This window comes from Helicobacter pylori FD535, from assembly GCF_000296015.2.
GTDB lineage: Bacteria > Campylobacterota > Campylobacteria > Campylobacterales > Helicobacteraceae > Helicobacter > Helicobacter pylori_CT.
This window is the reverse complement of sequence record NZ_AKHP02000053.1, coordinates 1-11,734: the sequence shown is the minus strand read 5'-3', so window position 1 is coordinate 11,734 and position 11,734 is coordinate 1. Positions and strand designations below refer to the sequence as shown.

10 protein-coding genes and 1 pseudogene are annotated in these 11,734 nt (G+C 40.9%); 5 read left to right on the top strand and 6 right to left on the bottom strand.

Annotation, left to right across the window (positions count from 1 at the left end; translation table 11 throughout):
- From DV63_RS15875 to thiE, 5 genes are all read left to right on the top strand, one after another.
- Positions 1-743: restriction endonuclease subunit S (locus DV63_RS15875; RefSeq protein ID WP_020982472.1), on the top strand; the 743-nt coding region annotated here is incomplete at its 5' end.
- Positions 744-747: 4 nt separating this feature from the next.
- The gene (locus tag DV63_RS15870; protein WP_000119553.1) at positions 748-3,744 is read left to right on the top strand and encodes an HsdR family type I site-specific deoxyribonuclease; all 2,997 of its coding nucleotides are present in this window, start codon (positions 748-750) and stop codon (positions 3,742-3,744) included.
- Positions 3,745-3,838: 94 nt separating this feature from the next.
- A complete protein-coding gene (gene thiM, locus DV63_RS15865; RefSeq protein WP_031202769.1) occupies positions 3,839-4,618 on the top strand; it encodes a hydroxyethylthiazole kinase in 780 nt (259 codons plus the stop codon).
- A complete protein-coding gene (gene thiD / locus DV63_RS15860; protein WP_000708594.1) occupies positions 4,615-5,424 on the top strand; it encodes a bifunctional hydroxymethylpyrimidine kinase/phosphomethylpyrimidine kinase in 810 nt (269 codons plus the stop codon). Before thiM ends, thiD begins: the two co-directional genes overlap by 4 nt.
- Entirely contained in the window at positions 5,417-6,082 is a 666-nt protein-coding gene (thiE, locus tag DV63_RS15855) for a thiamine phosphate synthase (protein ID WP_000458911.1), read from the top strand. Before thiD ends, thiE begins: the two co-directional genes overlap by 8 nt.
- 31 nt (positions 6,083-6,113) lie before the next feature.
- Here thiE and DV63_RS15850 read toward each other — a convergent pair whose 3' ends face one another.
- The 6 genes and pseudogenes from DV63_RS15850 to DV63_RS15825 all read right to left on the bottom strand — a co-directional run.
- The gene (locus DV63_RS15850; RefSeq protein WP_000888426.1) at positions 6,114-6,851 is read right to left on the bottom strand and encodes a hypothetical protein; all 738 of its coding nucleotides are present in this window, start codon (positions 6,849-6,851) and stop codon (positions 6,114-6,116) included.
- The gene (coaBC, locus tag DV63_RS15845; RefSeq protein ID WP_001009970.1) at positions 6,851-8,128 is read right to left on the bottom strand and encodes a bifunctional phosphopantothenoylcysteine decarboxylase/phosphopantothenate--cysteine ligase CoaBC; all 1,278 of its coding nucleotides are present in this window, start codon (positions 8,126-8,128) and stop codon (positions 6,851-6,853) included. The genes DV63_RS15850 and coaBC overlap by 1 nt, the downstream gene beginning before the upstream one ends.
- Entirely contained in the window at positions 8,125-9,108 is a 984-nt protein-coding gene (gene pseB / locus DV63_RS15840) for a UDP-N-acetylglucosamine 4,6-dehydratase (inverting) (RefSeq protein ID WP_000886521.1), read from the bottom strand. The genes coaBC and pseB overlap by 4 nt, the downstream gene beginning before the upstream one ends.
- Positions 9,109-9,111: 3 nt before the next feature.
- Positions 9,112-10,875 carry an OmpP1/FadL family transporter gene (locus tag DV63_RS15835; RefSeq protein ID WP_000787985.1) on the bottom strand — a complete coding sequence of 588 codons (1,764 nt, stop codon included), beginning with the start codon at positions 10,873-10,875 and terminating at the stop codon, positions 9,112-9,114.
- Entirely contained in the window at positions 10,872-11,489 is a 618-nt protein-coding gene (locus tag DV63_RS15830) for an HP0838 family lipoprotein (RefSeq protein ID WP_001268702.1), read from the bottom strand. Before DV63_RS15830 ends, DV63_RS15835 begins: the two co-directional genes overlap by 4 nt.
- A gap of 19 nt (positions 11,490-11,508) precedes the next feature.
- Positions 11,509-11,734, bottom strand: a pseudogene (locus DV63_RS15825) (LPP20 family lipoprotein); the annotation flags it as partial.

Here is an 11,734-nt window from a genome sequence, read left to right as displayed (position 1 = left end):
ACACAGAATTAAACACAGAATTAAACACAGAATTAAACACAGAATTAAACGCGCGCAAAAAGCAATACCAGTATTACCAAAACATGCTTTTAGACTTTGATGGCATCCATTCAAACCACAAAGACGCAAAAATGAGCGCAAAAACCTACCCTAAACGCTTGAAAACCCTACTCCAAACTTTAGCGCCTAAAGGGGTGGAGTTTAGGAAGTTGGGGGAGGTGCTAGAATACGATCAACCCAATCAATATTGCGTAACGAGTAAAGAATTTGATAAAAGTTATCCTACTCCCGTTTTAACTGCAGGAAAAACCTTTATTTTAGGTTATACAAACGAAAAAGACAACATTTATCAAGCGAGTAAAAGTTCTCCGGTTATCATCTTTGACGATTTCACAACAGCGACCCAATGGGTTGATTTCCCTTTCAAAGTGAAATCAAGCGCTATGAAAATCTTACTCCCAAAAGATCCTACAATTAACATCAGATTTATCTTTTTTTACATGCAAACTATTCCCTATAATATCAGTGGGGAACATACAAGGCAGTGGATTTCTCGCTATTCACAATTAGAAGTCCCCATCCCACCCCTAGAAGTCCAACAAGAGATCGTTAAGATTTTGGATCAATTTTTAGCCCTAACCACCGATTTATTAGCCGGTATCCCCGCTGAAATAAAAGCCAGGAAAAAGCAATACGAATACTACCGAGAAAAACTATTGACTTTCAAACCACTTAAGGCCTAAAACCATGAGCTATGAGATTATCGCAGAAAATAATGAAAGCACCGTGGTAGCGGAGTATCACAGCAATAATAACGAAAGGAAAGGCGCTTATGAGAGCGAAGCAGAGCTAGAAAGGGCGTTTATCGCGCTTTTAGAAAAACAAGGCTATGAATTTAAAGAAATCCACAAAGAACAAGATTTAAAAGACAATTTAAAAGAGCAGTTAGAAAAGCTTAACGATTATACTTTCACGCCTAAGGAATGGGAGACTCTTTATTCTCAATTCATCGCTAATAAAAACGATGACTATAAGGCTAAAACGAGGAAAATCCAAGAAGATCCGATTTTTAACCTAACCCTAGAGAGTGGAAAAACCAAAAACATTAAAATCATTGATAAGAAAAATATCCATAAAAACGCCTTGCAAGTGATCCACCAATACAGCGTTAAAGGGAAGTATGAAAACCGCTATGATGTGAGTATCCTTGTGAATGGCTTGCCTTTAGTGCATGTGGAATTGAAAAAAAGAGGCGTGGCGATCAGGGAGGCGTTCAATCAAATCAAGCGCTATAAAAGGGATAGTTTTAGCGCCGAAGACGGGCTTTTTGAGTTTGTACAGATTTTTGTCATCAGTAACGGCACGAGCTCTAAATACTATTCAAACACCACCAGAATAGCCCAAATTGAAAAAAACCATAAAGCCGATACTTTTGAATTCACGAATTATTGGGCGGATAGCAAGAATCACAATATTGAGGATTTAATGGATTTTGCTAAGGCGTTTTTTGCAAAGCGCAGCCTTTTGAACGTTTTAACGCGCTATTGCGTTTTCACTAGCGAAGAGGTTTTATTGGTGATGCGGCCTTATCAAATCGTGGCGGCCGAAAGGATTTTGGAAAAAATCAAAGCCGCGCAAAATAGTAAAACGAAAAGCCAGAGCGGAGGCTATATTTGGCACACGACAGGGAGCGGTAAAACCTTAACGAGCTTTAAAAGCGCAACGTTGGCTAAAGAATTAGAAGGCGTTTCAAAGGTTTTGTTTGTGGTGGACAGGAAGGATTTGGACTATCAAACCATGAAAGAATACGATAAATTCCAAAAAGATTGCGCCAATTCCAACACAAGCACTAAGATTTTAAAAGAACAGCTTGAAAACCCTAGCGCTAAAATCATCATCACCACGATCCAAAAATTAGACAAATTCGTTAAATCTAACCTTAAAGGGCATGCGGTTTTTAATGAAGAAGTGGTGGTGATTTTTGATGAATGCCACAGGAGTCAGTTAGGCTCAATGCACCAAGCTATCACTAAAGCGTTTAAAAAATACCACCTTTTTGGGTTCACCGGCACGCCTATTTTTGCACAAAATTGCGATAAAAACAACCCTTTAGGCACGACAGAGCAAAAATTTGGGAAATGCCTCCACCAATACACCATTATTGATGCGATCAGGGATAAAAATGTTTTGCCCTTTAGGGTGGAATACCATAACACCATTAAAGCTAAAGAGGGCATTAAAGATGATAAGGTTAGAGCGGTTGATGAAAAAAACGCCCTTTTAGATACTAGGAGGATCAAAGAAATCGCTAGATGCATTGTAGAGCGTTTCAATCAAGCCACTAAAAATAAAAGATTCAATTCCATTCTGGCATGCTCTAGCATAGAAGCGCTGAAAAAATACTACCAAGCTTTTAAAGAAGAAAAACACGATCTTAAAATCGCTACCATTTTCAGTTATAGCGCTAATGAAGAAATTGATGCGCTAGAAGATGAAAACAATGAAAGCGCTTGCGGGCTAGACAAAAGCTCAAGGGATTTTTTAGAGGGCGCGATTGCGGATTATAACGGGATGTTTAAAACTTCTTTTGACACTTCGGATCAAAAATTCCAAAGCTATTATAAGGATCTTTCTCAAAAAATGAAAAATCGTGAAATCGATCTTTTAATGGTGGTGAACATGTTTTTGACCGGGTTTGACGCTACAAGGCTTAACACCCTTTGGGTGGATAAAAATTTGAAATACCATGGGCTAATTCAGGCTTTTTCACGCACAAACCGCATTTTAGACAGCGTTAAAACGCATGGGAATATCGTGTGTTTTAGGGATTTAGAGCAAGATTTAAATGACGCTCTCATGCTTTTTGGCGACAAGGACGCTAAATCTATTGCGTTATTAAGGAAATATGAAGATTATTTGAAAGGCTACACGGATAATCATAAAGAATACGAGGGCTATGAGGGTTTGATTAAAAGGCTTTTAACCGAATTCCCGTTAAAAGAGCCCATCATTTCAGAAAGCCAGAAAAAGGATTTCATTAAGCTTTTTGGCAAGATTTTGAAATTAGAAAATATTTTAAACAGCTTTGAAAATTTTAAAAAAGACGATTACATCAACCCGAGGGATTTTCAAGACTATCAAAGCAAATACCTTGATTTTTACGATGAAATGAGGCCAGAAAAAGGGAGGGATAAAGAAGAGATTAATGATGATTTGATTTTTGAAATTGAACTCATCAAGCAAGTGGAAGTCAATATTGACTATATTTTGAATTTGATTGAAGAGTTCGCTAAAGAGCATGGGGTGGAAATTCAAGGCGTTAAAACCAAAATAGAGCCGATCATCAACTCCAGCATAGAGTTAAGGAATAAAAAAGATTTGATCATGGATTTCATTGACAAATACAACAAAGATGAAGAAGTGCATGCGTATTTTCAAGATTATATCCACCAAAAAAGAGAAGAGGAATTCCAAAATATCATAGAAGAAAACCGCTTGAATGAAGAACAAGCCTATTCGTTCATGCAGCATGCCTTTAAAGGGGGCGAAATCAGCTTCAGCGGGACAAAATTCCCTCAAATCATTGAAGAAAGACCCTCCAGGTTTGGCAAAAATTCGCACTATCAAGAGGTGAAAGAAAAAGTCGCTGCAAGCCTTTCTCGTTTTTTCCACCGCTTTTGTGATCTCACCAGTTCTGTATTTAAGAAAAATGGGGCTAAAAAAGATGAGGTTGATGAAAAATAGTTCATTATTGAACGCTTTTTATATTAAAACTCAAAGACAGCGCCGCTTAATGGATTTTTTTGTTAAAATAAAAGAAAGTTTAAGGAGGCTTGTGATGTTAAAAGAATTACGCCAAAAACGCCCCTTAGTGCATAATATCACCAATTATGTGGTGGCGCAATTTGTGGCTAATGGTTTATTAGCCTTAGGGGCATCGCCTTTAATGAGTGATGCCATTGCTGAAATGCAAGATTTAGCAAAAATTTCTGACGCGCTCGCTATCAATATTGGCACTCTTAATGAACGCACGATTTTATGCGCTAAAGAGGCTATCAAACATTACAAGGCTTTGAATAAACCCATCGTGTTAGATCCTGTGGGGTGCTTAGCGAGCGCTTTGCGCCATGACACCAGTTTAGAGCTTTTGAAAAGTGGTGGGATTAGCGTTCTTAGGGGTAATGCTGCAGAATTAGGCTCTTTAGTGGGTGTTTCTTGCGAAAGTAAGGGGCTAGACTCCTATGATGCCACCACGCCTGTAGAAATAATCAAACGAGCGGCTCAAAAATATTCTGTGGTAGCGGTAATGACGGGTAAAACAGATTACGTGAGCGATGGGAAAAAAGTTTTGAGCATTACTGGGGGGAGCGGGTATTTAGCGCTCATTACTGGGGCTGGGTGTTTGCACACAGCAGCGTGCGCAAGCTTTTTAGGTTTGAAAAAAGACCCCTTAGATTCAGTGGCGCAACTTTGCGCTTTCTATAAACAAGCCGCTTTTAATGCGCAAAAAAAGGTGTTGGAAAATAACGGCTCTAATGGTTCGTTCTTGTTTTATTTTTTAGACGCTCTGAGCTTGCCCATAAAGTTAGAAAACAGCCTTATTAAGGAAGAGTTGTGAAAATTTACCCGCAAGTTTTAAGCATTGCTGGCAGCGATAGCGGTGGGGGCGCTGGGATACAGGCCGATTTGAAAGCGTTCCAAACTTTGGGCGTGTTTGGGACAAGCGTGATTACTTGCATCACCGCCCAAAACACACAGGGCGTGCATGGGGTTTATCCGTTGAGTGTTGAGAGCGTGAAAGCACAAATCCTAGCCATTAGAGATGATTTTTCTATCAAAGCGTTCAAAATGGGAGCGTTATGCAATAATCAAATCATTGAATGCGTAGCGGACGCTTTAGAAACATGCGATTTTGGGTGGTGCGTTTTAGATCCGGTGATGGTGGCAAAGAATGGGGCTTTGCTTTTAGAAGAAGAGGCGGTTTTAAGCTTAAAAAAACGCCTTTTACCTAAAACCCATTTACTAACCCCTAACCTCCCTGAAGTTTATGCGCTCACAGGCGTTCAAGTGCGAGATGATAAAAGCGCTTCAAAAGCGATGGGCGTTTTAAGGGATTTAGGCGTTAAAAACGCTGTGATTAAAGGAGGGCATACAGAGCGTTTTCAAGGGGAATTTAGCAACGACTGGGTGTTTTTAGAAGACGCTGAATTTGTCCTAAACGCCAAGCGCTTTAACACGAAAAACACGCATGGCACGGGTTGTGTTCTGTCTAGCTTGATTGTGGGCTTACTCGCTCAAGGGTTGGATCTAAAAAACGCTATCACAAAGGCTAAAGAGCTTTTAACCATCATCATTCAAAACCCCTTAAACATTGGGCATGGGCATGGGCCTTTGAATTTATGGAGTATCAAAAAGCTTGTTTGATGCGGATTGTTTGAAACTCATGTTTGTGGCTGGTTCGCAAGACTTCTACCACATAAAGGGCGGCAAAAACGATAAGATAAACGCGCTTTTAGACACTTTAGAATCAGCTTTACAATCTCAAATCACAGCGTTTCAATTCCGCCAAAAAGGCGATTCAGCTCTACAAGATCCTGTTGAAATCAAACAACTAGCCCTAGAGTGTCAAAAACTATGCCAAAAATACGGCGTGCCTTTTATTGTCAATGATGAGATAAAACTCGCGCTAGAATTAAAGGCTGATGGCGTGCATGTGGGGCAAGAAGACATGGCTATAGAAGAGGTAATCACTTTATGCAAAAAGCGCCAATTTATAGGTTTGAGCGTCAATACTTTAGAGCAAGCCCTAAGAGCGCGCCATTTAGACGGCGTATCCTATTTAGGGGTAGGCCCTATTTTCCCCACACCATCTAAAAAAGACAAACAAGTTGTAGGCGTGGAGTTTTTAAGAAAAATAAAAGACAGCGGGGTAAAAAAACCCCTCATAGCGATTGGGGGCATTAATACAGATAACGCTTCAAAATTGCGCGAGTGCGGGATTAGCGGTATCGCAGTCATTAGCGCGATCACGCAAGCCAAAGATAAAGCCTTAGCGGTTGGAAAACTTTTAAACCATGCGTGAGGGATTTTAAAATCCCACAACGAAAATTTTTCTACCCTATCGTGTCCAATAAACGCTCTTCAAAGGCAAAAAGCATGGGGGTTTTTTCACACACGATTTCCACAGAAGAAAAGCCTAAAAGGGTGTTTTGAGCCTCTTTTAAAACCTCTTTGGTCCTTTGGAGGGTGGTTTTTAAAAAAAGCTGTTTCTCTTTTTCTTTTAAATAAATAACGCCGCCAATTTCGCCCAAGTTAGGATACAGAGCGTAAAAATCAACGCTTTGTTTTTTGGCTTTCATCTGTAAAAAGGCTTTTTTGCGTTCGTTTTCAACCACAAAGCTTAAAACCTGCGATTGCAAGCTTAAAAGCATGTTGGCGGTGTTCAAAAACTCTTGCGAATTTTTAGCATGGACTAATTTTTCGCTCAAAAGTTCTTTGTATTCTTTTAAAGGGGTATTGTCTTTGGCGCTTAAGATTTCTTTTATTTTATTCATTTCAAGGGCTGGCAAATCATCTAATGCGTCTAAGATTTTTGGGGCAGGCACTAAATTTTTAAGCACAATACCGCCCAGTTGGTTTCTTTGCATAGTCGCAAAATAAGGCTGATTGATTTTTAAATCTTGTTCGCTTTTGGTGGGGATAATCCTATTACCCACTTGCAAAAGAAAAAGATCTTTATCTTGTTTTTCTAAAACCTTTAAAAGAATGGGTAGGGTAGCGTTAAAGTGGTGTGCGGCGTTTTTGGAATGAAGAGCGTTAAGCTGGTTTAGGGCGTTTAGGGCTTCTAACATTAAAGGGCGTTGTCTTTGATAAAATCAAGGATTTTAAAGCCCGCTTCTAATTTGTTCATAGAAGGGATTTTTTGGGTTTTATGATGGCTAAAAAGCCACAATTCGTTCTCTAATGAGCCAAAAGGGCGTGAATCTTTAATGAGATTCAAAGCAGCCATGGAGCAATCCTTGCCGTTATCTTCAAGGGGTTTTAAAAGATTTTGAGCGTTTTTGATGGCGTTTTGTTGATCGTCTTCAGCTTTAAAACCGATTTTAACGAATTGGTTAGGATTGATAGAAGCCAGTAAATCCTTATTTTGAACGCATTCAATGTTTAGGGTTTGACCCAGTTTGCTTTTTTTAAGCTTATGGTTGAAAGAAGTTTTAGGCACATAATCGCTAATGGCGGCTAGATTGAAGAGCAGGGGCTTTAAGGCATGTTTTTGCAGGCTTTTAGCGGTGCTATTCAAGGCGTTTTCATAAGAAGCGGTGTCGCTAACGGAAACGCTTGTGATTTCTTTAGGCAAGGGGGTAGGGAAGTTTGATGCGATCAAAGTTACTTTCGCTCCCTTAAAATATAACGCTAGAGCTAAAGCGCTCGCTTGAATCCCGCTAGAAAGATTGCTAATGACTCTAACGCTGTCAATCTTTTCCACGCTCGCCCCACCTATAACGATGACTTCTCTGTTTTCAAAATAAGCGTCTTTTAGGAGCGTTTGAGTAGCTTTAAAAAGGATTTCTAAAGGCTCAGCCATCGCTCCATCGCCTTTAGTGTCGCATGCTAAAAGGCCCTTTTGCGTGTCTAAAATAATATGATTGAAATCTTTCAAGCGTTTTAAATGGCTTTGAATGATAGGGGAATTGAGCATGTTGGTGTTCATGCTAGGGGCTAGGATTTTAGGGGAAGCGCAAGCTAAAAAAGTCGCGCTGATGGTATTATCCGCTAAAGCGTGAGCGATTTTAGACAAGCTGTTAGCGCTTAAAGGGGCAAAGATGAGTAAATCAGCATCAGCAGCGCATGCGATGTGGTTATGGTGCAACGCGTTTTGGTGGTTGTAATACCATTTTTCATTACGATCATGCAAGACTTTGTGATGGCTCAAAGCTTCAAAGCTTAAGGGCGTAACAAATTTTTTTGCGCCCTCACTCATCACCACTTGAATACTGGCCCCGCTTTTAAACAGCAAACGCACTAATTCTAGGGATTTATACGCCGCAATAGAGCCGCTCACGAGCAATAAAACGCGCTTGTTTTCTAATAATCTTAAGGGGTAAAACAAATCTTCTAAAAAATTCATAATAATTTCAATAAATCATCAGGCTCTAGCCATTTGCTGTTATTATGGCTGCTGTATTCAAAATCGGGGGCGACTTTTTGGCCTTTTTCGTGGAGTCTGGTGAGCGTGTAATCTTTAGGCGTTTGGAAGCTTATAGTGGGCTGAATGATGAAAAAGTCTTCAAATTCTAGGGCTAAATGGCTTTCATCTTTAGGGATCATCACTTCATGGAGTTTCTCGCCCGGGCGAATGCCGATGATTTTAGTAGGGGTATTGGGGGCTAGGGCTTTAGCGAGATCAGTCATTTTCATGCTAGGGATTTTAGGCACAAAAATTTCACCCCCATGCATTCTTTTCAAGCTTTTAAGCACAAAAGAAACCCCCTCATCTAAAGTGATCCAAAATCGTGTCATGCGAATATCTGTAATGGGGATTTCACTCGCTTGGTTTTGGACTAATTTTTTAAAAAACGGCACCACGCTCCCACGACTCCCCACCACATTACCATAACGCACCACGCCAAATTGCGTTTGAGAAGAGCCTTTAAAGTTATTCGCGCTCACAAAGAGCTTATCGCTGCACAATTTCGTCGCGCCGTAGAGGTTAATGGGGTTAGCGGCTTTATCGGTGCTTAGAGCGATGACCTGGCTCACTTCATTTTTTAGGCATGCGTTAATCACATTGCTCGCTCCCATGATATTGGTTTTAATGCATTCTAGGGGGTTGTATTCAGCGATGGGAACATGTTTGAGCGCGGCGGCATGGATGCAAATATCCACGCCCTCTAAAGCGTAATTCAAGCGCTCTAAATCCCTCACATCGCCGATAAAAAAACGCATCCTAGGATCATTAAATTCCATGGCCATTTCGCTTTGCTTTAATTCATCTCGGCTATAAACAATGATTTTTTTAGCGTTGGTGGTGTCTAAAACTTGACGCGCAAAGCGTTTGCCAAAACTCCCAGTGCCACCGGTGATTAAAATGGTTTTGTTGTCTAGCATGTTTTACCAGCGATAGCCTAAAGAGGCGCTAAAGATTCTCAATTGCCCGATGTTTGGGGATTGATACAAACTGGAGCGGTTGCTTTTAAAAGTGAAACTCCCCGCTACGCCTAAATCAAAGCCCCTAAAATTGTATTTAGTCCCAAAAGCCACGGTATAGCCATTAGAATCCGGAATGCCTATCGCGTCTTGGGGGCTTGGAGCTTGGTCGTAATCAATAGCGCCCATTAAACGCAAGCTTTTGCCCATGTAAGTTACCCCTAATCTAAAGGTGTTGGTGTCCCTCCAGCCAGCCCCCATGTTCATCACGCTTTTAAAATTCGCTAAGCCTACCATTTTTTTAAGCGTCTCAGAGTCTAGTGAAGCCACCGTTCCGCTCAAGCCTTTGTAAGTGGCGTTCGCAAAATCAGGGGTGACTAAGAATTTATTCCCTTGACTCCAAAAAGTGCGCTCAAACACCCCCTCTATTCTTAAATGGTCTTTAAAAAATTGGTGGGCGTAGGCTAGGCTTAGGGTTTGGGGGAGTGAGACATTGATATTCAAGCTGCCTTTAGTCAAAACGCTCCCTAAAGAAGGGCCAAGCTCTGTGATAGCCACTAAAGCGCCTTTCATATTGAATGTAACTGAAGAATTATACACCACAGAAAACATGCCATGATCAAAGACGCGTAAACTCGAACCCACTCTATAGCCCCCCGATATGCCTTGCCCGTTGGATTTTTGCACGACTTGAGTCGTGCCATAAAGATTCGCGCTCGCTTTCACTAAACCGCTATAGCCCATGATTTTTTTCAAGCCGTTATAAAACTCTTGACAGCTTTGATCGCTCATATCCCCACCGGCTTTTTGGCAATTAAGCGCTGGTTGGTAGCCAATATTGCCTAATAAAGTCATCATGTTGCTTGGCACTTGATCGGCAAAAACATTGTTGGGTAAATTTAAAATTTGCTCCGCGCTCAAAACCGAAGCGCCCTCTAAAGGCACATAAACGGTGTTATTAAAGCTCCCGGTCGCATAAAGCCCCCTTAAGCCTACGCCCACGGAAAAGCGCTTATTAACAGTATAGCTCATGCTAGGGGCAAGCTCTACCATCATGATGAAAACGTCATGCAAAAATTCCCCCCCCTTACCATTCCATTTCATGCCTAACCCGCTAGGAGCGGTGAAACTCCCCCCAAAAGTGAAGCCGTTATGCGTGCGAGTCTTGTAAAAGAATTTGGGTAAAACGAAATTAGTCGTTCCTGTCCAGCCATTCACGATTTGAGTATCAGGTTTTGAAGCGAGGGTTACGACTTTTTGATTGGTTAGATTCATAAGCCCTTGAACCCGATTGAAAGCTTGTGATAAGCCGTTGGTAGCGGCTGTGTTGCCAAGCGCTTTAAGGATATTGCCAAGCCCTATAGTGTTGATGATGCCTAAAATATTTTGTTGGCTTTTATCAATTTCTAAGCTCGTAACTGAATACAAGCCTTGATTAGTCGTAGGGACTTTAAAGCTAAAGGCCGGGATATTAATCACGGTGGTGGTCATTTCAAATTCGCTTCTGTTTTCGCCCCAATCGTTAGTAAAGCCCATATTCGCCGGGTTATAAAAGGAAGCGTCAGCGCCCCTAGCCCCAGCGACATACGCCGAGCCTAAAGCCGTGCCATTCAGGCTTTGCTCTTGGATTTTAAAGCCATTCGCATAAGAAAGCAAGGGCAGGCTCAAAGCGATTAGATGGCGTTTTTTGAGCTTTTTAAAACAACAAAGTGGGGAAAAGTTTTTCATTGGAGCTCGCTGTCAGCGTTTTCATTATCTTCTAAATCTTGCAAAGAAGGCTCATAGGGTTCAATCCTGATAGCGATTTTTTGCGTCAAATTTTGGAAAGAAATCAGGCCATTTTTTCTTTCATAAAGGATAATTTCCCCGCTTTTTTGAAACCTTTGGATCACGTATTCAGGGGTTAAGTGGCGTTTGCCTAAGCCCTTAAAAATATCCCTCCCTAAAACAATGTCATCAAACAAATCCCCATAGCTCACCTTACCAAACAAATCCCTTGCAGCAATCCATTTAGCCGAACATTTTTGGCTAAAACAAATGCTTCGTTTAGTCATATAAATATCGCCCACTCTTTGGCTGAGCTTATAAAGGGTTACTTCAATATTATGGTCTTTATCGGTTTTAATCGTGCCGTAATCATAAAAGCGAAAAACCGGCGTGTTAATATAAATGAGCCTGAATTGGCGCAAGGCATTCAAAGTCTCTTCTCTTTTTTTACGGGCCTCTTCTTGTCTGATCTGCTCCCTAGTTTTGGGGGTTTGCTTAGAAAAAGGGTGTTTGGAGCAAGAGGCAAAAAAAAGCGTCATGAAAAATAATAAAAAAGCGCTTCTAAAATACCGCATGATTATAGAGTAAGAGGGTTTATCCTCTCGCTCCGCTCAAAATACGATACCAAATCCTGCCGTCTAATTTAAGCTCCATGCTCACTTGACACAAGCCGTCTTTATAGATGGTTTCAGTGATTTCAGCGTTACGAATGAGGGCATTCACTCTCGTTTTAATCACGGAATTTTGTAAAACCATGTCTTTGACGGTGTCTTGAGCGTTCACTCTAATACCATACATTTTTTCACCCAACTGGCGGTAG

Coding starts and splice junctions, on each gene's coding strand:
- DV63_RS15870 (WP_000119553.1), top strand. CDS start 748: ATGAGCTATGAGATTATCGCAGAAAATAATGAAAGCACCGTGGTAGCG.
- thiM (WP_031202769.1), top strand. CDS start 3,839: ATGTTAAAAGAATTACGCCAAAAACGCCCCTTAGTGCATAATATCACC.
- DV63_RS15850 (WP_000888426.1), bottom strand. CDS start 6,851: ATGTTAGAAGCCCTAAACGCCCTAAACCAGCTTAACGCTCTTCATTCC.
- coaBC (WP_001009970.1), bottom strand. CDS start 8,128: ATGAATTTTTTAGAAGATTTGTTTTACCCCTTAAGATTATTAGAAAAC.
- pseB (WP_000886521.1), bottom strand. CDS start 9,108: ATGCTAGACAACAAAACCATTTTAATCACCGGTGGCACTGGGAGTTTT.
- DV63_RS15835 (WP_000787985.1), bottom strand. CDS start 10,875: ATGAAAAACTTTTCCCCACTTTGTTGTTTTAAAAAGCTCAAAAAACGC.
- DV63_RS15830 (WP_001268702.1), bottom strand. CDS start 11,489: ATGCGGTATTTTAGAAGCGCTTTTTTATTATTTTTCATGACGCTTTTT.